Origin of the sequence: Streptomyces umbrinus, assembly GCF_030817415.1 — a bacterium.
In the GTDB taxonomy this organism is placed as follows: Bacteria; Actinomycetota; Actinomycetes; order Streptomycetales; family Streptomycetaceae; genus Streptomyces; species Streptomyces umbrinus_A.
Genome location: NZ_JAUSZI010000002.1, coordinates 6923126 through 6947307, shown reverse-complemented (window position 1 = coordinate 6947307; position 24182 = coordinate 6923126). Strand labels below are relative to the sequence as shown.

The 24182-nt window shown below is 70.1% G+C and carries 16 protein-coding genes, 1 pseudogene and 1 riboswitch; of the genes and pseudogenes, 9 read left to right on the top strand and 8 right to left on the bottom strand.

Translation table 11 applies throughout. The features are described from left to right. Nucleotides 1-49: 49 nt before the first annotated feature. Nucleotides 50-1060 carry a polyprenyl synthetase family protein gene (locus QF035_RS30690; protein ID WP_190231051.1) on the bottom strand — a complete coding sequence of 337 codons (1011 nt, stop codon included), beginning with the start codon at nucleotides 1058-1060 and terminating at the stop codon, nucleotides 50-52. Between the two features lie 346 nt (nucleotides 1061-1406). Between QF035_RS30690 and QF035_RS30685 the strand changes: the two genes are divergently transcribed. The 4 genes from QF035_RS30685 to QF035_RS30670 all read left to right on the top strand — a co-directional run bounded on the left by QF035_RS30685 (nucleotide 1407) and on the right by QF035_RS30670 (nucleotide 7251). Continuing rightward, a complete protein-coding gene (locus QF035_RS30685) occupies nucleotides 1407-2924 on the top strand; it encodes a peptide MFS transporter (protein WP_373466751.1) in 1518 nt (505 codons plus the stop codon). Between the two features lie 28 nt (nucleotides 2925-2952). Continuing rightward, nucleotides 2953-4947: a CocE/NonD family hydrolase gene (locus tag QF035_RS30680; protein WP_307523732.1), complete on the top strand. Its 1995-nt coding sequence runs from the start codon at nucleotides 2953-2955 to the stop codon at nucleotides 4945-4947. 100 nt (nucleotides 4948-5047) lie between these two features. Beyond that, entirely contained in the window at nucleotides 5048-5983 is a 936-nt protein-coding gene (locus tag QF035_RS30675) for a DUF5959 family protein (protein ID WP_307523731.1), read from the top strand. Nucleotides 5984-6339: 356 nt separating this feature from the next. Continuing rightward, nucleotides 6340-6504, top strand: a riboswitch (cyclic di-AMP (ydaO/yuaA leader). Nucleotides 6505-6507: 3 nt separating this feature from the next. Continuing rightward, complete coding sequence (locus tag QF035_RS30670; protein WP_307523730.1) at nucleotides 6508-7251, top strand: LysM peptidoglycan-binding domain-containing protein; 744 nt, start codon at nucleotides 6508-6510, stop codon at nucleotides 7249-7251. A 121-nt stretch (nucleotides 7252-7372) separates the two neighbouring features. On the opposite strand, the gene QF035_RS30665 is transcribed toward QF035_RS30670, so the two are convergent. The 3 genes from QF035_RS30665 to QF035_RS30655 all read right to left on the bottom strand — a co-directional run bounded on the left by QF035_RS30665 (nucleotide 7373) and on the right by QF035_RS30655 (nucleotide 11128). After that, the gene (locus tag QF035_RS30665) at nucleotides 7373-8188 is read right to left on the bottom strand and encodes an HAD family hydrolase (protein ID WP_307523729.1); all 816 of its coding nucleotides are present in this window, start codon (nucleotides 8186-8188) and stop codon (nucleotides 7373-7375) included. A gap of 312 nt (nucleotides 8189-8500) precedes the next feature. After that, complete coding sequence (locus QF035_RS30660) at nucleotides 8501-9763, bottom strand: NAD(P)-binding domain-containing protein (protein ID WP_307523728.1); 1263 nt, start codon at nucleotides 9761-9763, stop codon at nucleotides 8501-8503. Between the two features lie 120 nt (nucleotides 9764-9883). After that, a complete protein-coding gene (locus QF035_RS30655; protein ID WP_373466991.1) occupies nucleotides 9884-11128 on the bottom strand; it encodes a carboxylate--amine ligase in 1245 nt (414 codons plus the stop codon). A gap of 213 nt (nucleotides 11129-11341) precedes the next feature. On the opposite strand from QF035_RS30655, the gene fahA reads away from it, so the two are divergent. From fahA to QF035_RS30630, 5 genes and pseudogenes are all read left to right on the top strand, one after another. Beyond that, the gene (fahA, locus tag QF035_RS30650; RefSeq protein WP_307523726.1) at nucleotides 11342-12577 is read left to right on the top strand and encodes a fumarylacetoacetase; all 1236 of its coding nucleotides are present in this window, start codon (nucleotides 11342-11344) and stop codon (nucleotides 12575-12577) included. Nucleotides 12578-12724: 147 nt separating this feature from the next. Further along, nucleotides 12725-13201: pseudogene (locus QF035_RS30645) on the top strand (ABC transporter substrate-binding protein); the annotation flags it as partial. Beyond that, the gene (locus QF035_RS30640) at nucleotides 13198-14061 is read left to right on the top strand and encodes an ABC transporter permease (protein ID WP_307523725.1); all 864 of its coding nucleotides are present in this window, start codon (nucleotides 13198-13200) and stop codon (nucleotides 14059-14061) included. The pseudogene QF035_RS30645 and the gene QF035_RS30640, both read left to right, overlap by 4 nt. Then, on the top strand, nucleotides 14045-14842 hold the full coding sequence (locus QF035_RS30635) for an ABC transporter ATP-binding protein (RefSeq protein ID WP_307523724.1): 798 nt from the start codon (nucleotides 14045-14047) through the stop codon (nucleotides 14840-14842). The genes QF035_RS30640 and QF035_RS30635 overlap by 17 nt, the downstream gene beginning before the upstream one ends. A 59-nt stretch (nucleotides 14843-14901) precedes the next feature. Beyond that, nucleotides 14902-16677: an FAD-binding protein gene (locus QF035_RS30630; protein WP_307531549.1), complete on the top strand. Its 1776-nt coding sequence runs from the start codon at nucleotides 14902-14904 to the stop codon at nucleotides 16675-16677. 119 nt (nucleotides 16678-16796) lie between these two features. On the opposite strand, the gene recQ is transcribed toward QF035_RS30630, so the two are convergent. The 4 genes from recQ to nuoL all read right to left on the bottom strand — a co-directional run bounded on the left by recQ (nucleotide 16797) and on the right by nuoL (nucleotide 24173). Then, on the bottom strand, nucleotides 16797-18875 hold the full coding sequence (recQ, locus tag QF035_RS30625; protein ID WP_307531548.1) for a DNA helicase RecQ: 2079 nt from the start codon (nucleotides 18873-18875) through the stop codon (nucleotides 16797-16799). A gap of 179 nt (nucleotides 18876-19054) precedes the next feature. Continuing rightward, nucleotides 19055-20704 (bottom strand): NADH-quinone oxidoreductase subunit NuoN, encoded by a 1650-nt coding sequence (gene nuoN / locus QF035_RS30620; protein ID WP_307523723.1) that lies wholly within the window; start codon nucleotides 20702-20704, stop codon nucleotides 19055-19057. Continuing rightward, nucleotides 20701-22272, bottom strand: coding sequence for an NADH-quinone oxidoreductase subunit M (locus QF035_RS30615; RefSeq protein WP_307523722.1), 1572 nt, complete (start codon nucleotides 22270-22272; stop codon nucleotides 20701-20703). Before QF035_RS30615 ends, nuoN begins: the two co-directional genes overlap by 4 nt. Before the next feature lie 5 nt (nucleotides 22273-22277). Continuing rightward, nucleotides 22278-24173 (bottom strand): NADH-quinone oxidoreductase subunit L, encoded by a 1896-nt coding sequence (nuoL, locus tag QF035_RS30610; RefSeq protein WP_307523721.1) that lies wholly within the window; start codon nucleotides 24171-24173, stop codon nucleotides 22278-22280. Between the last annotated feature and the right edge of the window lie 9 nt (nucleotides 24174-24182).

Genomic DNA, 24182 nt, shown 5'->3' with positions numbered 1-24182 from the left:
CAAGGGAAATCCCCGAGAGGATCTTGGGAAAAACGAGGAGACGGGCAGGTCAGCCCGCCCGATGGACCACCGCGTCGCACAGCTCCACCAGCGCCGCCTTCGCGTCGCACTCCGGGAGCGGCGCCAGCGTGGCGCGGGCGTCCTCCGCGTACCGCACGGTGTCGCGGCGGGCCTGGTCCAGGGCGGGGTGCACCCGCAGCCTGGCCAGCGCCTCGGCGTGCCGCGCGTCGTCGGACAGGTCCGAGGCGAGCAGCTCCGACAGCGCGATGTCCTCGGCGAGCCCCAGCCGCTCCACGCGCTCGCGCAGCCGCAGCACGGGCATCGTCGGGATGCCCTCGCGCAGGTCGGTGCCCGGAGTCTTGCCTGACTCGCGCGTGTCGCTGGCGATGTCCAGCACGTCGTCGGCGAGCTGGAAGGCGACGCCGAGCCGCTCGCCGTACTGCGTCAGCACGTCGACGACCGTCTCGTCGGCGCCCGACATCATCGCGCCGAACCGTCCCGCCACGGCGATCAGCGAGCCGGTCTTGCCGCTGAGCACGTCCATGTAGTGGTCGATCGGGTCACGCCCGTCGCGCGGGCCCGCCGTCTCCAGGATCTGGCCGGTGACCAGCCGCTCGAACGCCTCCGCCTGGATGCGTACGGCCTCGGGGCCGAGGTCGGCCAGTATGTGAGAGGCCCGCGCGAAGAGGAAGTCGCCGGTGAGGACCGCGACCGAGTTGCCCCAGCGGCTGTTGGCGCTGGGCACTCCGCGGCGCACGTCCGCCTCGTCCATCACGTCGTCGTGGTACAGCGTGGCGAGGTGGGTCAGCTCGACGACCACGGCCGAGGGCACGACACCCGGCGCGTACGGGTCGCCGAACTGCGCGGCGAGCGTCACGAGCAGCGGCCGGAACCGCTTGCCGCCGGCGCGCACGAGGTGCTGCGCGGCCTCCGTGATGAACGGGACCTCACTCTTGGTGGCCTCGAGCAGTCCCTCCTCGACAGCCGCCAATCCGGCCTGGACATCGGCTTCGAGAGCCTGGTCCCGCACGCTCAGCCCGAACGGCCCGACGACGGTCACGAGGGTCTCCTGTCTGCTGACGCTCTCAGCGGCGGTCTCTGGATGCTCTGAGTGTTCCGGGTGCTGCCGGTGCTGCGGATGCTGTGGGTGTTTGTCGATGTGTCGCTGCTGGCACTCAAGTCAGCGTATCCGGTCGCCTTTCGATCAGAGTGAGCGCCCGCCCGTCACCTGCCACCACCCTGCCTGACACGCTCCACCTGCCCCCTTTTGCCCCCACCCTCCAGCCGGGCGGTATCCGATCACGGAAGGTATGTTCTTGATCCGCCGATACAGCTGATACATCCGGTACAGCCGACACATTGCGGTACGTCCTGAAAGCGAGCCATTTTTCAGGAAGTGATGCTTCTTGTCCCGCGACACGATCGAGTCCGACCCCGATCCGGAGCCCGGTGGCACGCCCTCGGACCCCGCCGACGACCATGCCTTCCTCGGCCAGCCCAGGGGCCTGCTCACCCTCTCGGGCCTGGAGGTCTGGGAGCGGTTCTCGTTCCTGGGGATGCAGGCGATCCTCGTCCTGTACTTCGCGGACACGGTGGCCCACGGCGGCATGGGCATGTCCGCCGGAACGGCCGCGTCCGTCTCGGCCGCGTACGGGACGCTGGTCTATCTCGTCTCGGTGGCCGGCGGCTGGCTGGCCGACCGCATCCTCGGCTCGTACCGGGCGGTCCTGTGGGGCGGCGTTCTGATCGCCTGCGGCCACTACGCGATGGCGGTGCCCACCGGGGCCATGACCTGGGCGGGACTCGGCCTGATCAGCGCGGGCACGGGCCTGCTGAAGCCGAACGTCGCCACCATGGTCGGCAAGCTCTACCGCACCGACGACGACCGCCGCGACGCCGGTTTCGCCGTGTACTACATGGCGATCAACATCGGCGCGTTCGCCGGTCCGCTGATCACCGGCTGGCTCGGCGACCACCGGGGCTGGCACTGGGGCTTCTCGGCGGCCGCGGTCGGTATGACCTTCGGTCTGATCCAGTACGTCGCGGGCCGCCGTCACCTGGCCGGGCGCAGGAACGCGGCCGAGTTCGCGCTGCCGCCGGCGTCCATGCGCAGGGCCGTCCGCCTGATCGTCCTGGGGCTGCTGTCGGTGGCCGTCCTCGCGGTCCTGCTCGCCGCCGCCGGATGGCTGACCATGGGCCGGTTCGTGGACCTGCTGACCCTGATCTCGGTGATCGCGCCGGCGGTCTACTTCGCGGTGATGTTCAGGAGTCCCCGGGTGACCCCCGGGGAACGGGGCCGGCTGCGCCCGTACATCGTGCTCTTCCTGGCCTCCACGGTCTTCAACTTCATCCTCTTCCAGGCGTACTCGACGATGATGCTGCTGGCCGCGTCGAACGCCGAGACGACGATCCTCGGCTTCGGCTTCCCCGCCAGTTGGTACGCGTCCGCCCTGGGTGCCTTCGAGGTGGCGCTCGCCCCGGTCGTGGCCGCGCTGTGGGTCCGGATGGGGCACAGCCAGCCGCACGCCTCCAACAAGATCGCGTTCGGAGTGGTGCTGGGAGGCCTGTCCTTCCTCCTGATGGTGCTGCCGACCTCCGGCCACGACAACGGGGACTACCTGATGTCGGCCTGGTGGATCGTCGGCTCGTACTTCCTGCTGGGGCTCGGCGACATCCTCCTGGAGACCTCCGGAATGTCGGCCACCACGAAGCTCGCCCCGCGGGCCTTCGCCAGCCAGACGATGTCCCTCTGGTTCCTCTCGCTGGCCCTCGCCAACGGCATCCAGGCCCAGACCGTGAAGCTCTACGACGACGTCTCCAAGCCCGCCTACTTCGGCGTCAACGGCGCGATCGCGGTCGCCGCCGGTCTGCTCGTGATCGCCGCCGCGCCCTGGCTGCGCCGCACGATGCACCCGGTCCACTGAGAGCCCACAGGCCCTGGAGGTCACCGCCATGCGCATCCGTACGTCCTTCCCCTACGAGACGACTCACGAGGACCTCCGCGTTCCCCTCCCGGACGGAACCAAGCTCTACGCGCGCGTGTGGCGCCCGCTCACCGACGAACCCGTACCGGCCCTGCTCGAATACCTGCCCTACCGCCTGACCGACTGGACGGCCCCGCGCGACTGGCAGCGCCACCCCTGGTACGCGGGACACGGCTATGCCTCCGTACGCGTGGACATCCGGGGGCACGGGAACTCCGAGGGCATGCCCGGCGACGAGTACTCGGCGACGGAGCTGGCCGACGGGGTCGAGGTCGTCAACTGGCTCGCCGCCCAGCCCTGGTGCTCGGGCAAGGTCGGCATGTTCGGCATCTCCTGGGGCGGCTTCAACTCCCTCCAGATCGCGGCCCTCGCGCCCGAGCCGCTCAAGGCGGTCGTCACGGTCTGCTCGACGGACGACCGCTATGACAACGACGTGCACTACATGGGTGGTTCCGTGCTCGCCGCCGACATGCACGCGTGGGCGGCGACCATGCTCGCGTTCGTCTCCCGCCCGCCGGATCCGGTCTACGCGGGCGAGGTCTGGCACGACCTGTGGGTCAAACGACTGGAGACCGTCGATCCGTTCCTGCACACCTGGCTGGCGCACCAGACGAGGGACGACCACTGGCGCCGCGGCAGCGTGTGCGAGGACTACTCGGCGATCCGGGCGGCGGTGCTCGCGGTCGGCGGCTGGCACGACCCGTACCGGGACACGGTCCTGCGCCTGGTGGAACACCTCGTGGCGGACCGCGTACGGGGGATCGTCGGGCCGTGGTCGCACCAGTACCCCGACCGGGGGCTGCCGCCCGGCCCGGCGATCGGTTTCCTCCAGGAGACGCTGCGCTGGTGGGACCACTGGCTCAAGGGCACGGAGACCGGGATCATGTCCGAGCCGCTCCTGCGCTCGTACGTCAGCGACTCCCACCCGCCCGCCACGGTGTACCCGACGCTGCCGGGCCGCTGGGTCGGCGATCCGGCCTGGCCCTCTCCCCTGGTGGCTCCGGTGACGTACGTCCTTAAGGGTGAGCCCGTGGTGGTGCGGTCGCCTCAGCACACAGGGGTGGACGCGGGCCGCTTCTTCCCCTTCGGCAACGACGCGGACCTGCCGCCCGACCAGCGGGACGAGGACGCGAAGTCGGCGTGCTTCGACTTCGAGGTTCCGGAGGAGATCTGGGTACTGGGCCGCCCGGGCGTGCGCCTGAGACTCACCACGGAGGCGACACGAGGACAAGTAGTGGCCCGGATCTGCGACGTGGCCCCGGACGGCTCCTCGACCCTCGTCACCCGGGGCGTCCTGAACCTGTCAGCCCGTCATGGCCGCGACCAGGTGGTTCCCTGGAAACCGGGCTCTACGGAGGATGTGGCTTTCGACCTGAACGCGATCGGCCACGCCTTCCCTCCGGGCCATCGCGTCCGTCTCGCCGTCTCCTCCGCGTACTGGCCGTGGATCTGGCCCCAGCCGGGTTCGGAAGCGGGCTTCACCCTCACCCCTTCGGGCAGCGCACTGGAACTCCCGCTCCGCGCACAGGAGTCGGACCCCTCCATCTCCTTCGATGAGCCGGAGCAGTCGGAGCCCATGGGGGTCAACTTCCCCGCGACACTGGACGAGCCGCGCCCCGAGCGCCTCGTCGTCCGCGATGTCGCCAAGGGCGAATGGCGCCTGGAGGTGGACCCGCGCTATGGAGGCACCCGTGTGTATCCCGACGGCCTGGAATTCACCGAGGAGGCCCTGGACACGTACACGATCGTCGAGTCGGACCCGCTGTCGGCCCGGGCCCGCTCGGACTGGTTCGTCCGGTTGCACCGTCCGGATCTGCCGTGGAACGCGAGCGTGGAGGCGCACTCCGAAACCACCTGCGACGAGGCGGACTTCATCACCTCGAACGAGGTGATCTGCAAGGACGGCGACGAGGTGGTGTTCCACCGCACCTGGGAGAAAAGGATTCCGCGGACCGCGGGGTGAGCTCGTACGCTCCCCGAATGACGGCGAAGGCGTACGTGGACCCCACACCCGCAAACGCGTGTGCAGGGCCAACGACCGCAAACGCGTATGTAGGGACCCCATGACCGCCTACGCCTATGTGGGGCCCGAAGACATAAGGGAGGCCGTCCTAAGGGAGGCCGTCCGGCGCGGCGGAGGTGGCGCCCGGATCCGGACCCCGGCCGACCTCGACGCCTTCCTGTCCGCCCGCCCCGCCGACGAACTCGACGAGCCGTTCACCTTCGTCGTCGACGCCTCCGTGACCCTGCGCCTGGCCCCACGCCGCTCCGAGCACGTGGCATGCGCGGAAGGGGAACCGGTACGCGCCGCCGGGGAGTTGGGCTTCGCACAGACCTCCTCCGGCTGGGCGGTCACGTACGCGAGCAACCAGTCCACCGGCTACTGCCCCGACCCCGAATCGTGGCGGTCGCTCGCGGCGGCCCTCACCCGCGCGGGCATCTCCCACTCCGGCGCCCACACCAGCGGCTACACCCACCCGATCACCTACCGCCGCTGCCCGTCCTGCGCCGAGTGGAACTCCGTACAGGACGCCCATTTCGTCTGTGCCCTCTGCGACGCCGACCTCCCGGCCGACCACCGCACCGGCCCGACGGACCTCGCGCTCCTCGCCGACGAGGAGGGCAACTCGGTCAGGATCACGGTCCTCGGCCGGCACCCACTCATGACGGCGGGGCTCGCGGCCGAGATCGTCGTGGAGACGCCTTTTGTCAGCGGCCGCCTCGAACTCGCTCTGTGGCGCCGCCGACTTGAGACCTGGGGGCACGCTCTGGACGCCGCATTCGACCGCGGCGAGGACATCGCATGGATGACGGTGGAGCGAGGACCGTCGATTTCCGTTCGGCTCACGGGAGAACGGGATTGCCCCGAGGTGATCGTGGAGGACGACACGATTTCCATGGCCACCGTGTGCGTTCCCGTCGATCTTCCCCGGAACTGGATCGACAGCCACCGGCAGAAACTGCGTGACGTACTGACTCTCTGGAACCCAGAAGGCTGACCCTCTGGAACCCTGAAGAGCAGTGAGAACGTTTCTGGACAAGTAGTCCCTTATGCCGACTGGGCGGACATCCAGACCCCGCCCGACTTGCCCGTATTAGACACATCACGCACCTAATTCCCCACCTGCGCACGTGAATTGGGTCACGTCCGCTCCGGATGGCCACTTTGCCAAGCCGGTCGATTCACCTTTGCGCAAAGCAAGTTGAACTTCGCCTTCCGAATGGATCAAGAATTCCCATCTGCCCTGAACAGGCAAATGACATCTCCATGTGAATTCTGGGCTTGTTCACGGCATGTGCTCTCGCATACGTTCACGTCACTCCGGATGGACCGCCTAATCCTGCCGCCGCCCGGAGATCCCAACCACCCATTCACTCGCGTACGGCAGGAGCGGGGGACCCAGGTAAGCCGCCGGTCCGGATTCCGGAACGGCTCGGGGTGAAGCCGCGTGCAGCATGCGGCCGGGCAGCTCCCGCCCGAACCCGACAGCTCACCTCGCAGGCGTCGGAGAGGAAACGCGCCATGGCCGCACGAGGCAAGCACCGCCGCCCCAGAATGAACACCCTCACGCGCGGCATCATCGCCGCGGGAACCGGCGGAGCCGCGCTCGCGCTCCCCATCGTGGGCGCGACCGGCGCCCAGGCCGCACAGCCGGCGCAGGCCGCCCAGGTCGCACCGGCCGCGGTCCCGCAGGTCTCGCTCGTCACGTACAAGGTGGTCGCGGGCGACACCCTGACCAAGATCGCCAAGAAGCACTCCACGAGCGGCGGCTGGCAGAACCTGTACAAGGCCAACCGCGCGGTCATCGGCGACGACCCGGCGGTCATCCGCCCCGGCCTCAAGCTGACAGTCGGTACGAAAAATGTCCAAACCTCGACAAAGACGGCCACTGCGACCAAGGCGTCCACCGCGTCCGCCGTCACCCCCGCCGCCGCGAAGACGTACACCAACGACCTCGACGGCTGGATCAGGGAGTCGCTGGACATCATGGCCCAGCAGGGCATCCCGGGGTCGTACGACGGCATCTACCGCAACATCATGCGCGAGTCGTCGGGCAACCCGCAGGCCATGAACAACTGGGACTCCAACGCCGCGGCCGGTACGCCGTCGAAGGGGCTCCTCCAGACCATCGACCCGACCTTCAACGCCTACCACGTGGCCGGCACCTCGATGGACCCCTTCGACCCGGTCGCCAACATCACGGCGGCGTGCAACTACGCCGCCGCGAGGTACGGCTCGATCGACAACGTCTTCGGGGCCTACTGAGCGGGCCGGTACCGGGCCGACCAATGCCGGACGTTCTGGTGCCGGGTGTGCCCGCGGCGAGGGAGACCGACCTCTCCGCGGGCCGCCAGGCTTTCTCCTGACGCAGAACCCTGACTCAGAACTAGGGCCGCGAGCCGAAGAGCCGTTCCAGCACCACCGCGATGCCGTCCTCCTCGTTCGACAGGGTCACCTCGTCGGCCACCGCCCGGAGTTCGGGGTGGGCGTTGGCCATCGCGACGCCGTGGGCCGCCCAGTCGAACATCGGGATGTCGTTGGGCATGTCACCGAAAGCGATCGTGGTGGCGGGAGTGAGGCCGAGGTGTTCGGCCGCCAGGGCGAGACCCGTCGCCTTGGTCACGCCACATGGCTGGAGTTCGACTGTGCCGGGGCCGGACATCGTGACTGTGGCGAGGGAACCGACCGCTCCGCGGGCCGCGGACGCCAACTCGTCGTCGGACAGCAGGGGATGGCGCAGCAGCACCTTGCTGATGGGTTCCGTCCAGAGGTCGTCGCGGCGCAGGACGCGTACCGCGGGGAGCGTCGGGTGCGGCATCTCGTACCCCGGCTCGATGAGCGTGAGTCCGTCGACCCCGTCCTGGTCGACCGCGGCGTACACGTCCCCGACCTCCGCCTCGATCTTGCCGAGCGCCGTCTCGGCCAGCTCGCGGTCGAGGGTGACCGACCAGACCATGCGCTCGGCACCGGCGTCGTACAACTGCGCTCCCTGACCGCACACCGCCAGTCCCTGACTGCCCAGTTCGTCCAGCAGGGGGCGTACGCGTGGTGCCGGGCGCCCCGTCACCACAAGGTGCCTGGCACCTCTCGCGATTGCCATCGCCAGCGCGGCGCGTGACCTGTCCGAAAGGGTGTCGTCGCCTCGCAACAACGTCCCGTCCAGGTCAGTGGCGATGAGTGAATATGCAATCGGTGCGGCCATGATCAGAGAATACGGATCGAACGCCCCAACGACTCGACGGGAACCGGACGTCGTCCGGTATCTCGTCAGGCACAGGGGTCGTCACAGGCACCATCCGTCGGCCGTCCGGGGGCAAATCGCGGGCGAGGAGGAGCAGTTGGCCATGCCCTGCCTGCTCCCTCGCCCCCGGTCAACCGGCCCGTCGCCCGCCCCCGGGGCCCCATCTCCCGGTGCCCGGCCTCGTTCCATGGACGCGGCTCGCGCGCGACCTTCGCGCGGCTCGGCGGCTTCGGCGACGCATTGATGCGTACGCGCACGAAGCGGAGGTTCCGCTCAGCCGCGCGCCCCCACCAGATGCCGGACCAGCCTCGGTGAGGCGAACTCCGTCCCGCACACGAACCGCATCACCGGCCCGTACGAAGCGGCCGCCGACAGCCCCGTGAAGTACAGCCCGGGTACGGAGGACCTGAACCCGGCGCCCAGCTTCGGTGTCCTCCGGCTCACCGCCAGCTCCGTACGCAGTTCGTGCCCGAGGAAGTCCATCGCGGCGAGGTCGACGCGGTATCCGGTCGCGGCGACGACGTGGTCCGCGGAGAGTTCCTCGACGCGTCCGTCGAAGGTCTGGACGGCGAGGGCCGGGTGGCCGCCCGCCGATCCGGAGTGGACGATCCGCGACACCTCGCTCACCTGCACCTTCCCCTCGAACCGCTCCCGCAGCCACCAGGCGCCGAGGGGGCCGAGCACCCGGCGGACCAGGAAGTGACGGGCCTGCGGCGGCAGATGACGGTACGGGTGGGGGTAGTAACTGAGTGCCCACAGCGACCAGGCCCGGCCGAAGGGCGACTCGGGCCGCAGCCGCGGCTGCGTCCACGGGGGCGCGCCGAAGGCGACCGAGCCCTTGCCGCGCGCCACCACGCGCACCTGCGCGCCCGCCTCCGCCGCGAGCGCCGCCGTCTCCAGGGCGGACTGGCCCGCGCCCACGACGATCAGCTCCTTGCCGGAGAACCGGGACAGGTCGTGGAGCTGCGAGCTGTGCGAGACGGGCCCCGTGGGGGTCGGTCCGTCGGGTGCGGCCGCGGCCAGCTCGGGCGGCAGATACGCCAGCCCGGACAGCCCGGTCGCGACGACGACCGCCCGCGCGGTGAACAACTCACCGGAGTCCAGCTTGAGTTCGAAGCCGCCCGAGCCGCGCCGGCCGCCCTCCGGGCCACCTCGTCGGCCACCCTGCCCTGCATCCCCCTGATCGCCCCGCCGGTCGACCGAGACGACCCGCACCCGCTCCAGGTCCGGCACGAGCTTCTGCCGGAACCACTCCCCGTAGGCGACGAACGTCTCGACCGGGACGATGTCCTCGTCCGTGACGAGTCGGCGGATGCCGGCCGCGTCGCAGTAGTCGACGAGGTCGTGCCCGGGCTGCGGGGCGTCGATGTTCGAGGCGGCCGGGGTCGACTTCAGAAGCATCCCCTCAGGCATGTGCGCACGCCAGCTCACCATGGGCTCACCGAACACCCGTACCGGAATGCCGCGCGCTCGCAGATGCGCGGCGGTGGACAGGCCGAAGGGCCCGGCACCGATCACTGCCACCGGCTCCATCACGAAGTCCCCTCCCCAGGACGCTGCTTCGTCACTTCGTGGTCAGCACCAACATGTGCTGTGTACTGCTGGCTCGTGGTTCTGCCGGCTCGTCGTACTGCCGGCTCGTGGCCGAAGGGGCCCTCACCCCGTGCTCGGACGGGTGCTCCGGCGGTTGGTCCGCCACAGTTGGTACATGTGCTTCACTCCGGGCCGTACGAAGCGCGCGAGCATGGTGAAGAACGGCCGCAGGTCGTCCGCCGCCAGCCACGCCAGCTCCGTGCCGCTCGCGTGGGCCGGGGCGTGCGGTGTCGTGTAGCCGCTGCGGCGGTACGCGAGCAGGGCGGGCAGGTCGATGTTCTCCACGATGTAGCGCCGGCCCGCGAGCTGTTCCCCCTCCGGAACGGTGCGGCCGGTCAGGTCCAGATGCATGGCACGGACGACGTCGATCCCCGACTCGTTCTCGAAGAGCCGGAACTGCGCTCCCATCCGCGGGTTGAAGTCGAGCAGTTTGTACTGGCCGTCGCGCCGGTCGAAGCGCAGGTCGAGGTCGATGACGCCGCTGAAGCCGATCTGTTTGATGAAACGCGCGGCGATGTCCGCGAGTTCCGGATTGTCGACCACGTACGCGTTCGCCGTCATCCCCGCGTGCGGCGGCCAGGAGCGGACCTTGACGCCGGTGAACATCGCGAGCGGCGTCGAGTCCGCGTCGAAGTACGCGTGCACGATCCAGCCCTCGGCGTCCTCCCTGGGCAGATACTCCTGGAGGATCACCCCGGGGTGCTCGCCCCAGTCGCGCGCGAGCGCGAGCAGCCCCTCGCGGGTCTCGATACGGGTCGTCCCGTTCACGGCCGGTCGTGCGCGGCGCACGAAGGCCTCGCGGTTCTTGGCCACGAGCGGGAAGACCGCCTTCGCGGCGAAGTCCTCGATCTCCTCGTACGACTCCGGGCAGGCGGATTCCGGGCTGGGTATGCCGTGCTCCAGGCAGAGTTCGTGCAGGCCCTGCTTGCTGGCGAGGCGTCGCGGAAGGCCCGCCTTCACTCTGGGAAACAGGAAGCGGTCCGCGAGTTCCGCCTGGTGCTCGGCGATCAGCACCGCGGCCTCCTCGTCGGTCGGGATCAGCACGGTGGGCCGGCCGATCCGGCGCCCCACGCGCAGCAGTCCCTCGATGAGCCGCTCCGGCAGCTCCGTCCCCGTGGTCGGCCAGACGAACGCCTGCCGCAGATGCCGCGAGGCCGCGGCGGGCGTGTACCGGTCCTCCGTAATCGCGTACATCGGTACGCCCAGGCGTCCGAGGCTGCGGATCGCGCCCACTCCGCCGTGGTGCAGCGGGTAGTCGCCGAACTTCACGATCAGGCCCGGAACATCTCGGTCCGCGCCGAACGGCACGCCTGCGAAACGTCTGGCCACGGGTCCCCCCACGTGTCCCTCCTACCGGACCCGGACCCACCCCGTCCGCGCCCCCCGAAAGGACGCTAAGCCGGAATCAACTACTCCGACCCCGCCCTTAATCGGACATTGCGGACTCTTTAGACACTGCCCAAGAGCGCCGACTCCCCCGTAACGTGTGCTGCACCCACACGGAAAGCGAGGCAGCACCCGATGCCCCCCTTCGATGTCACCGAGGGCGATCCCTTCGGCCCGCACAATCTTCCGTACGGCGTGTTCTCACTCGACGGCTCCGACAGCGACTCCGGCCGGCGGAGCGTGGGCGTTCGGCTGGGCGACCACGTGCTGGACGCGGGGGCCGCGGCCGTGGAACTCGGCTCCCCGTACGCCGCTCTGCTCGCCCGTCCCTCGCTGAACCCTCTGCTCGCGGCCGGCCGCACGGCATGGTCGGACGTGCGGCGCGCCATCACGGCGTGGGTGACGGTGCCGGCCCACCGCGAGACGATCGCGCCCCTGCTGCACCCGCTCTCCGAGGTGACGCTCCACCTCCCGTTCGAGGTCGCCGACTACGTCGACTTCTACGCCTCCGAGAACCACGCCCGTAACGTCGGCCAGATCTTCCGCCCCGACGCCGAGGACTCCCTCACCCCCAACTGGAAGCATCTGCCGATCGGTTACCACGGCAGGTCGGGCACCGTCGTGGTCTCCGGGACCGAGGTCGTACGCCCCTCGGGCCAGCGCAAGGCCCCGGCCGACCCGGCGCCGGTCTTCGGGCCGTCCGTCCGGCTGGACATCGAGGCGGAGGTCGGCTTCGTGGTCGGCACGCCCTCCGCGATGGGCACGGCGGTCCCGCTGAGCGACTTCCGCGACCACGTCTTCGGGCTCTGCCTCCTCAACGACTGGTCCGCCCGCGACCTCCAGGCCTGGGAGTACGTCCCCCTCGGCCCGTTCCTCGGCAAGTCCTTCGCCACCTCGGTGTCGGCCTGGATCACACCGCTCGACGCCCTGGACGACGCCCGGGTCTCGCCCCCGACACGTACGCATCCGCTGCTGCCGTATCTGGACGACACCGACGACGCCTCGGAGGACCCCGGCGGCTACGACCTGCGCATCTCCGTCGCCGTCAACGGCCATGTCGTCTCCGAGCCGCCCTTCTCGACCATGTACTGGACGGCCGCCCAGCAGCTGGCCCACATGACGGTGAACGGCGCGTCGCTGCGCACGGGCGATCTGTACGGGTCGGGCACCGTGAGCGGGGCCTCGGACGACCAGCGGGGCTCGCTCCTGGAGCTGACCTGGAACGGGCGGGACACCCTCGACCTCCCCGACGGCAAGCGCACCTTCCTGGAGGACGGGGACACGGTGACGCTGACCGCGTGGGCTCCCGGGCCGCATGGCACGCGGGTGGGGCTCGGCGAGGTGAGCGGGCGGGTTGCGGCGGGCGCGTAGCTGTCCGGCCGCGGGTGCGTAGGTGTCCGCCCGCGGTGCGTCCGGCCGCGCGGCGGTGCCGTACGCGGGCTTGCCCGTACCTGGCCGGTCCGTACGTACGGTCCGGGCCTGGCCGGGGCGGTCCGGGCCTGGCCCGGGCGGCCTTTCGGCGCGCACGGCATCGCCACCTTCGACCCGGCGATCAAACCGAAGCTCGTCTCCGCCCTGAAGGAGGACGTCTCGATCCTGAGGTCGGCGAAGCTGACCGGGGACGTGGACGTGGACTCCTTCGTCGACGACAAGTACGCCAGGAAGGCCCTCGGCCCGGACTACGCCGACCGTCTGGCCTCGACGCCCGCACCGGCCGCGAGCGAGGTGTGGCCGAAGGGCGCCGCCGAGACCCGCACCTTCAAGTCGCCCGCCGAGCTGCTGGGTTACGTCGCGAAGCACAAGGACGGGATCCGCGCCGCCTACGTCCCCGACGCCACCACCGGCACCCTGTGGTTCGCCGACAAGGCGGTATGGGTGGCCGACGGTCAGGAGTTGCTGCCCTTCGTCGCCCCGGCGACCGCGAAGGCGTACGCCGCCGGACACGCGGGCGCCCGCGTCATCTCGTACGCCGGCGCACTGGAGCGGGCGTCGTGATCCGGTACGCGCTGAAGGCGGCCTCACTGGCGGCCGCCCTCGGCCTGTGGCAGCTGCTGACCAGCCTGAACGTCGATCTGTGGCTGCGGTTCTCGCAGTTCCCCACGGTCGCCGACGTGGCCCACGCCTTCGCCGACCGGGTGAGCGGCCCCGACTACTGGACCGACCTCACCGACAGCCTCACCCGGATACTCACCGGCTTCCTGCTCGCGGCCGTCCTGGGCGTGGCCACGGGCGTGCTCGTGGCCCGCTCGCGGCTCGCCGAGGATCTGCTCGGCCCACTGCTGGAGGTCGTCCGCCCGATCCCGGCGATCGCCCTGGTCGCCGTCGCGATCCTGCTGTTCCCCTCCAACGAACAGGGCATCGTCTTCATCACCTTCACGGCCGCCTACTTCCCGGTCCTGGTCTCCACCCGGCACGCGGTCCGCGCGCTGACCCCTGCCTGGGAGGAAGCCGTACGCACCATGGGCGGCGGCCGGTGGCGGATCCTCGGCTCGGTCGTCCTGCCGGGCGCCCTGCCCGGCATCTTCGGCGGCCTGTCGGTCGGCATCGGCGTCTCGTGGATCTGCGTCATCTCCGCCGAGATGATCTCCGGCCAGTACGGCGTCGGTTACCGCACCTGGCAGGACTACACGGTCGTCGACTACCCCGGCGTCTTCGTCGGCATGGTCACCATCGGAGTGCTGGGCTGGCTCACCTCCACGGCCGTGGAACTCCTGGGCCGCCGGCTGACCCGCTGGCTCCCGCGCACGTCGTACGTCCCCGCGGCACGCACCAGGACACCGAAGCGCACCCCGCGTTCCGCTGCCGCCCCCACCGCCGTCCACACCGAGGAGGCGCGCGATGAGCACCTCGTCTGAGACCCGGACATCCGCCGGAACGACGACGGTACGGGCACCCGCGCCCGTTCGCGGCACCCGGCTCACCCTCGGCGCCGCCACGCTCGGCCGGCCGGACGCCACCGCGCTGGCCGACGTCGACCTGGATGTCGCCCCGGGCGAGATCCTCACCGTCGTCGGCCCCTCGGGCTGCGGCAAGTCGACGCTGCTACGCACTCTCGCCGGGCTGCTGCCCGTCCTGGCCGGGACGGTGGAGCAGGACGGCCGACGGATCGAAGGACCGGCGGCGGACCGCTCCCTGGTCTTCCAGGAGGACGCCCCGCTCCCCTGGCGCACCCTGCGCGCCAATGTCGAACTGCCCCTGGCCGTCCAGGGATTGCCGCGCGGCGAACGCCGGAGGCAGGCCGAGTCCTGGCTCGACCGGGTAGGACTCGCCGACCGGTCACAGCAGTTGCCGCACCGCGTCTCCGGGGGCCAGCGCCAGCGCGCGCAGTTGGCCCGCGCGCTCGCCCCACGCCCGCGCGCCGTCCTGATGGACGAACCCTTCGGCGCCCTCGACGCCCAGACCCGCGCCGGCATGCAGGACCTGCTGGTGGAGGTGCTGCACGGCACAGGGGCGACCGTCGTCTTCGTCACCCACGACGTGGACGAGGCCCTGTTCCTCGGCGACCGCGTGGCGCTCCTCGGGTCCGGCCGGCTCACGGCGCTGCGCGAGGTGCCACGGCCGCGCGACCGTACGGCGCACGACGACCCCGCACGCGTGGCTCTGCGCCGCGAAGTCCTCACCTCTCTCAGCACGTGAAAGGCACCCTGGTGGACACCCCGGAAAGCCCGGACACCCGCGAACCCGGCGACACTCTCCTGGCCATCCCCGACCTCGGTGACGCCGAGGAGCTCTCCTGCGACGTCCTCGTCATCGGCGGCGGCACGGCCGGCACCATGGCGGCGCTGACCGCCGCCGAACACGGGGCCGACGTGCTGCCGCTGGAGAAGGCGCACGTCCGGCACTCCGGCGCGCTCGCCATGGGCATGGACGGCGTCAACAACGCGGTCATCCCCGGCCGCGCCGAGCCCGACGACTACGTCGCCGAGATCACCCGCGCCAACGACGGCATCGTCGACCAGTCCACCGTCCGCCAGACCGCCACCCGCGGCTTCGCGATGGTCCAGCGCCTCGAGTCGTACGGCGTGAAGTTCGAGAAGGACGAGCACGGCGAGTACGCGGTCCGACAGGTCCACCGGTCCGGCTCGTACGTGCTGCCGATGCCCGAGGGCAAGGACGTCAAGAAGGTCCTCTACCGGCAGCTGCGGCGGCGTGAGATGCGTGAGCGGATCCGCATCGAGAACCGGGTGATGCCGGTGCGCGTGCTGACGTCCCCCGAGGACGGGCGCGCCATCGGGGCGGCCGGCTTCAACACCCGCACGGGCAGGTTCGTGACGGTCCGCGCCGGCAGCGTGATCCTCGCGACCGGCGCCTGCGGCCGCCTCGGCCTGCCCGCCTCCGGCTACCTCTACGGGACCTACGAGAACCCCACCAACGCCGGTGACGGCTACGCCATGGCCTACCACGCCGGCGCCGAACTCACCGGCATCGAGTGCTTCCAGATCAACCCGCTGATCAAGGACTACAACGGCCCCGCCTGCGCCGTCGCTGTGCTCACCGAGACCGCTCCCGTCGGCACCGGTCCGGCGCTGGCAGCGGCGCTCGCCGATACCGACGGTGCGGTACGCGCCGCCGCCGCGGCCTCGTTGCGCGAACTCGTCGAGACGCTCACGCCGGAACCGGCCCTGCACGATCCGCTCACCCACGCCCTCGCCCAGCCCGACCCCGTGGTCCGCGCCGCCGCCCTCGACGTCCTGCGTGCCCTGCGGCTGGGCGACGCCGGTCTCTTCGCCCGCTCACTGGGCGATCCTGACATCTCCGTCCGTATCGAAGCGGTCCGGGCCCTGGTCTCCGTCGACGCGGCCGAGGCGCTGGTCCGGGCGGCGGACGACACCTCCCGTGAGGTCCGGGTGACCGTGGCCAAGGCGCTGGCAACGGTGGGCGCGGACGCGGGCCGCCGGAACGTGGCTGTCACGACGGGCGCGGCGGCCACGGATGCGGATGCGGGCCACCGGAACCTGGTTGTCCCGTCGGGCTCGGCAGCCGGTCCGGCGCCGGACGCCACCGCCGCCGACCTCGTGCTCGCCGCCCTCGACCGCCTCACGGAGGACACCGACGCGCTGGTCCGCGGCGCCGCCTTCGCGTCGCTGGCCGGCACGGGGGCTCCCGCGCCGCTGGCCGAACGTGCCGTCCGCGCTCAGGCCGATCCCGCGTGGCAGGTCCGGGCCGGCGCCGCCACCGCGCTGTCCGTGGCTGACGCCGAGGTGGCCGTGCCGGCCCTCGCCAAGGCGCTGGCCGACCCGAACGCGGACGTCCGCAAGGCCGCCGTCCTGGCACTCGTCCGACATACGCAGCCAACCGAGTTCGGCGAGCAGGGCGAACACTCGGAAGGCGGGACAGGCCGGCGCGGGACAGACGGGGACGTTTCGCCCACCTCCACCGCGACGACCGTCGCCGCGGCCCGCGAGGCCCTCGCCACGGCCGCGACCGACTCCGACGCCGACGTCAGGGCGTACGCATCACGCGCTCTGTGACACGCACGCGGTGCCCTGCACCCCGCGAACGCCACCCAGGCTGAAGAGCCGGGGCGCAGCCCCGCTCTTCAGGGGCGCGGGGAACTGCGCGACCAGCCCCCACCGACCCGCACCCGCACCTATATCCAGTCCTCCGGCTCAGGCTCCGCTTCCATCTCGGGCCAGTACAACCCGGGATCGCCATCGCTCCGAGGCGCCGGGACCGACCCCTCGCCACTCCCCGAACCCTCCGCTCGCCCAGAGCCAGAGCCCAAACCGGAGTCAGAACTGGAGCCGGAGCCTGAGCCGGGGGCGGAGCCCGATCCGGAAGGCCGCTCCAGGGCAGCGAGCACCCCGATCACACCCTCCCCGTACGTCACCAGCTTTTTCTCGCCGATCCCGCTGATCCCGCCCAGCTCCGCGACGGAGCCGGGCCACACCGTGGCGATCTCCCGCAGCGTGGCGTCGTGGAAGATGACGTACGCCGGGACGCCCTGCTCCTTGGCCTGACCGGCACGCCAGGCACGCAGGGCCTCGAAGGCGGGGAGCAGTTCCGGAGCAAGCTCGGCCGCTGCGGCCGCCGCCTTGGCCTTGCGCTCGCTCCGACCGGAACCGGACGAGGAGGACGAGGACCGGGAAGCCACCGGCTTCGGCGGCTCCTTGCGCAGCGGCACCTCCCGCTCGCGCCGCAGCACGGTCCCGCTCGCCTCGGTCAGCACCAGCGTGCCGTACTCACCCTCGACCGCGAGGAGCCCCTGGGCCAGCAACTGCCGGACGACACCGCGCCATTCGCCCTCTGCCAGATCCTCACCGATGCCGAACACGGACAGCTGGTCGTGGTCGAACTGGATGACCTTGGCGCTCCTGCGCCCGAGCAGGATGTCGACGATCTGGAGAGCCCCGAACTTCTGCCCCCGCTCACGCTGCAGCCGCACCACGGTGGACAGCACCTTCTGGGCCGCGACCGTGCCGTCCCAGGTCTCGGGCGGGAGCAGGCACGTGTCGCAGTTCCCACAGGCCGGGGCCTCCGGGTCCTGGCCGAAGTAGGCGAGCAGTTGGCCGCGCCGGCACTGGGCGGTCTCGCACAGCGCGAGCATCGCCTCAAGATGTGCCGCCGCCCGGCGCCGGAACGCCTCGTCGCCCTCGCTCGACTGGATCATCTTGCGCTGTTGTATGACGTCGTTCAGGCCGTAGGCCATCCATGCCGTGGACGGCAGTCCGTCACGGCCGGCGCGGCCGGTCTCCTGGTAGTAGCCCTCGACCGACTTCGGCAGGTCGAGGTGGGCGACGAACCGGACGTCCGGCTTGTCGATGCCCATGCCGAAGGCGATGGTCGCGCACACCACCAGGCCGTCCTCGCGCAGGAACCGCGACTGGTGGGCGGCGCGCGTGCCGGAGTCCAGACCCGCGTGGTACGGCACCGCCGCGATGCCGTTGCGGGCGAGGAACTCGGCCGTCTTCTCGACCGAGTTGCGCGACAGGCAGTACACGATGCCCGCGTCGCCCGCGTGCTCCTCCTTCAGGAAGGACAGGAGCTGCTTCTTCGGGTCGGCCTTCGGCACGATCCGGTACTGGATGTTGGGCCGGTCGAAGCTCGCCACGAAGTGACGGGCGTCCGGCATGCCCAGGCGCTGGGTGATCTCCTTGTGGGTGGCGTCCGTGGCCGTCGCGGTCAGCGCGATCCGCGGTACGTCCGGCCAGCGCTCGCCGAGCAGCGAGAGCGACAGGTAGTCGGGGCGGAAGTCGTGGCCCCACGAAGACACACAGTGCGCCTCGTCGATCGCGAAGACGGAGATCTTTCCGCGCTTGAGGAGGTCGAGCGTGGACTCCAGGCGCAGCCGCTCGGGCGCGAGGTAGATCAGGTCGAGCTCGCCCGCGAGGAACTCGGCCTCGACGGTGCGCCGCTCGTCGAAGTCCTGCGTGGAGTTCATGAACCCGGCGCGCACGCCGAGCGCCCGCAGCGCGTCCACCTGGTCCTGCATCAGGGCGATGAGGGGTGAGACCACCACGCCCGTACCCGGTCTGACGAGGGCCGGGATCTGGTAGCAGAGCGACTTTCCGCCGCCGGTGGGCATGAGGACGACCGCGTCCCCGCCGCTCACCACATGCTCGATGACGGCTTCCTGCTCGCCTCGGAAGGCCTCGTAACCGAAGACCCGGTGGAGCGTGCCGAGCGCTTCGCTCTCCGCCACCTCTGTCATCACACCCGTCCCGCCCATCGTCCCGTCCCCCGTACGTCGTGCCTCGACCACTGCCCCCACGATAGGGGTCCGCACCGACAGCCTCAGAGTTATCCACAGGCTGCGACCGAGGTTCCGTCGAATACGTCCGTCGGCCCGCACCCGAAAACACTTCGGGCCCCGGCTCCCAAAGGAACCGAGGCCCGAAGAACACCAGGTCAGCGAACGAAGACGCCCGCCTGACCAGCCAGATCAAGGAAGTACTGCGGCGCCACACCCAGAACCAGCGTGACCGCCACGCCCACCCCGATCGCCGTCATCGTGAGCGGCGACGGCACGGCGACCGTCGGTCCCTCCGGACGCGGCTCGCTGAAGAACATCAGCACGATCACGCGGATGTAGAAGAACGCCGCGATGGCCGACGAGATCACACCGACCACGACGAGCGCGCCCGCGCCGCCCTCGGCCGCCGCCTTGAACACGGCGAACTTCCCGGCGAAACCGGAGGTCAGCGGGATGCCCGCGAAGGCCAGCAGGAAGACCGCGAACACGGCGGCCACCAGAGGTGACCTGCGTCCGAGACCGGCCCACTTGGACAGGTGCGTGGCCTCGCCGCCCGCGTCCCGCACGAGGGTGACCACCGCGAACGCGCCGATCGTCACGAACGAGTACGCGCCCAGGTAGAAGAGCACCGACGAGACACCGTCCGGCGTGGTCGCGATGACACCCGCGAGGATGAATCCCGCGTGCGCGATCGACGAGTACGCGAGGAGCCGCTTGATGTCGGTCTGGGTGATCGCGACGATCGCACCGCCCAGCATGGTGACGACCGCGACGCCCATCATCACCGGCCGCCAGTCCCAGCGCAGGCCCGGCAGCACGACGTACAGCAGCCGCAGCAGCGCGCCGAAGGCGGCCACCTTGGTCGCGGCGGCCATGAAGCCGGTGACCGGGGTCGGCGCGCCCTGGTAGACGTCCGGGGTCCACATGTGGAACGGCACGGCGCCGACCTTGAAGAGCAGGCCCATCACGACCATCGCGGCGCCGATGAGCAGCAGCGCGTCGTTGCCCATGGTGTCGGCGAGTGCCGGGTTCACCGTCCCGATGGTGCCGTCGACGACCTGCGCGATCGTCGCGTACGACACCGAACCGGCGTAGCCGTACAGGAGGGCGATGCCGAAGAGGGTGAACGCGGAGGCGAAGGCGCCGAGCAGGAAGTACTTGACCGCGGCCTCCTGCGACATGATCCGCTTGCGGCGGGCCACGGCGCACAGGAGGTAGAGCGGCAGCGAGAAGACTTCCAGGGCGATGAACAGCGTCAGCAGGTCGTTCGCCGACGGGAAGACGAGCATGCCGCCGATCGCGAAGAGCAGCAGCGGGAACACCTCGGTCGTGGCGAACCCGGCCTTGACCGCGGCCTGCTCGCTGTCGCTGCCCGGCACGGACGCGGCCTGCGCGGCGAAGGAGTCGACGCGGTTGCCGTGGGCCACCGGGTCGAGACGCCGCTCGGCGAACGTGAACACACCTAGCACACCGGCCAGCAGGATCGTGCCCTGCAGGAACAGCGCGGGCCCGTCGACCGCGATGGCGCCCATCGCGGCGATACCGGCCTTGGTGGTGCCGTACCCGCCCGCCGCGAGCCCGACGACCGCGGCGAAGGCGGCGGCGAGGGCGACGACGGACACGAACAGCTGGACGTAGTAGCGGGACTTCCGTGGCACGAAGGCCTCGACCAGGATCCCGATGATCGCCGCACCGATGACGATCAGGGTGGGCGACAATTGCCCGTATTCGATCTTCGGCGCGTCGATCTTGTCGATCGGGTCGGCCGCCATTGTCCACAGGCTGTGGACGGCTGTAGCGCTCACGGGGCCGCCTCCACCTCGGGCTGGGGGTCCTTCTTCTGTACGTCGGACATGGTCTGCTTGACCGCCGGGTTGACGATGTCGGTGATCGGCTTCGGGTAGACGCCGAGGAAGATCAGCAGGGCGATCAGCGGGGCGACCACCACGAGTTCCCGCACCCGGAGGTCGGGCATCGCGGAGACCTCGGGCTTCACCGGGCCGGTCATCGTCCGCTGGTAGAGCACGAGCGTGTAGAGCGCGGCGAGGACGATGCCGAAGGTGGCGATGATCCCGATGGCCGGATAGCGCGTGAACGTGCCGACCAGGACCAGGAACTCACTCACGAACGGCGCGAGCCCCGGCAGGGACAGCGTCGCGAGGCTGCCGATCAGGAACGTGCCGGCGAGCACCGGCGCGACTTTCTGCACCCCTCCGTAGTCGGCGATCAGGCGCGAGCCGCGCCGCGAGATCAGGAAGCCGGCCACCAGCATCAGCGCGGCGGTCGAGATCCCGTGGTTGACCATGTAGAGCGTCGCGCCCGACTGCCCCTGGCTCGTCATGGCGAAGATGCCCATGATGATGAACCCGAAGTGGGAGATCGACGCGTACGCCACCAGCCGCTTGATGTCGCGCTGGCCGACCGCGAGCAACGCCCCGTAGATGATGCTGATCAGGGCGAGTACGAGGATGACCGGCGTCGCCCACTTCGAGGCCTCCGGGAAGAGCTGGAGGCAGAAGCGGAGCATCGCGAAGGTGCCGACCTTGTCGACCACCGCCGTGATGAGGACGGCGACCGGGGCGGTGGCCTCACCCATGGCGTTGGGCAGCCAGGTGTGCAGCGGCCACAGGGGCGCCTTCACCGCGAAGGCGAAGAAGAAGCCCAGGAAGAGCCATCGCTCCGTGTTGGTCGCCATGTCCAGCGTGCCGTTGGCCCGGGCCTCGGCGATCTCCTGGAGCGAGAAGTTTCCCGCCACTACGTAGAGACCGATCACGGCGGCCAGCATGATCAGGCCGCCGACCAGGTTGTAGAGGAGGAACTTCACCGCGGCGTACGAGCGCTGGGCCGCCGCGTGTTCGTCCGAGCCCGCGTGGGCACGGTCTCCGAAGCCGCCGATGAGGAAGTACATCGGGATGAGCATGGCTTCGAAGAAGATGTAGAAGAGGAAGACGTCGGTGGCCTCGAAGGAGATGATCACCATCGCCTCGACGGCGAGGATCAGGGCGAAGAAGCCCTGGGTCGGCCGCCAGCGGCTGCTGTTGGTCTCCAGCGGGTCGGCGTCGTGCCAGCCCGCGAGGATCACGAACGGGATCAGCAGTGCGGTCAGCGCGACGAGCGCCACTCCGATGCCGTCCACGCCCAGTTCGTACCGCACCCCGAAGTCCGCGATCCAGGCGTGCGATTCGGTGAGCTGGTAGCGGTCGCCGTCGGGGTCGAAGCGGATCAGGACGACCAGGGCGAGTACCAGGGTGGCGAGCGAGACGATCAGCGCCAGCCACTTGGCGGCGGTGCGGCGCGCGGCCGGCACGGCGGCCGTGGCGATGGCCCCGATCGCCGGGAGCACCGCCGTCGCTGTCAGCAGAGGAAAGGACATCGGTATCAGACCGCCCTCATCAGCAGGGTCGCGGCGATGAGGATCGCAGCACCGCCGAACATGGAGACCGCGTACGACCGCGCATAGCCGTTCTGCAGCTTGCGGAGCCGTCCGGAGAGGCCGCCCATCGAGGCCGCCGTGCCGTTCACGACCCCGTCGACCAGGGTGTGGTCGACGTACACCAGGGAGCGCGTGAGGTGCTCTCCGCCGCGTACGAGGACGACGTGGTTGAAGTCGTCCTGGAGGAGGTCGCGCCGGGCGGCCCGGGTGAGCAGGGAGCCGCGCGGGGCGACCACCGGGACGGGACGGCGCCCGTACTGGACGTAGGCGAGAGCGACACCGATGACGAGCACGACCATGGTGGCGAGCGTGACCGTCGTCGCGCTGACCGGCGGGTTGCCGTGTGCGTGCTCGGTGACGGGCTCCAGCCAGTGCACGAAGCGGTCGCCGATGCTGAAGAACCCGCCCGCGAAGACCGATCCGAAGGCCAGCACGATCATCGGGATCGTCATGGACCTGGGGGACTCGTGCGGGTGCGGCTCGTGGCCGTTCTCGTCCGGCTGCCAGCGCTTATCCCCGAAGAAGGTCATCAGCATCACGCGCGTCATGTAGTACGCGGTGATGGCCGCGCCGAGCAGGGCCACGCTGCCGAGGATCCAGCCCTCGGTGCCGCCCTTGGCGAAGGCCGCCTCGATGATCTTGTCCTTGGAGAAGAAGCCGGACAGACCCGGGAAGCCGATGATGGCCAGGTAACCGAGGCCGAACGTCACGAAGGTGACCGGCATGTACTTCCTGAGACCGCCGTACTTCCTCATGTCGACCTCGTCGTTCATGCCGTGCATGACCGAACCGGCGCCGAGGAAGAGCCCGGCCTTGAAGAAGCCGTGCGTCACCAGGTGCATGATCGCGAAGACGTAGCCGATGGGGCCGAGACCCGCCGCGAGGATCATGTAGCCGATCTGCGACATGGTCGAACCGGCGAGCGCCTTCTTGATGTCGTCCTTGGCGCAACCGACGATCGCACCGAAGAGGAGCGTGACCGCTCCGACCACGGTGGTCACGAGCTGGGCGTCCGGCGCGGCGTTGAAGATGTCGGCGGAGCGGACGATCAGGTACACGCCCGCGGTCACCATGGTCGCGGCGTGGATGAGGGCCGAGACCGGGGTCGGGCCCTCCATCGCGTCCCCGAGCCAGGACTGCAGCGGTACCTGGGCGGACTTGCCGCAGGCGGCGAGCAGCAGCATCAGGGCGATGGCGGTCAGCTTGCCCTCGCCGGTCTCACCGGTGGCCTCCAGGACCGGCCCGAAGGCGAAGGTCCCGAAGGTGGTGAACATCAGCATGATCGCGATCGACAGGCCCATGTCGCCGACGCGGTTGACCAGAAAGGCCTTCTTCGCGGCGGTGGCGGCGCTGGGCTTGTGCTGCCAGAAGCCGATCAGGAGGTACGAGGCGAGGCCGACGCCCTCCCAGCCGACGTACAGCAGCAGGTAGTTGTCCGCGAGGACGAGCAGCAGCATCGCCGCGAGGAACAGGTTCAGATAGCCGAAGAAGCGGCGGCGCCGCTCGTCGTGCTCCATGTACCCGATCGAGTACAGGTGGATCAGCGAGCCGACGCCCGTGATCAGCAGCACGAACGTCATCGACAACTGGTCGAGCTGGAAGGCCACGTCCGCCTGGAAGCCCTCTACGGGGATCCAACTGAACAGGTGCTGGCCCATGGCCCGGTGTTCGGCGTCCTTCCCCAGCATGTCGGCGAAGAGGATCGCGCCGATCACGAAGGAGACGGACGAGAGAGCCGTACCGATCCAGTGGCCGACGGCGTCCAGCCGCCGGCCGCCGCACAGCAGTACGGCCGCTCCGAGCAGAGGCGCCGCCACAAGCAGCGCAATCAGGTTCTCCACGATTCAGCG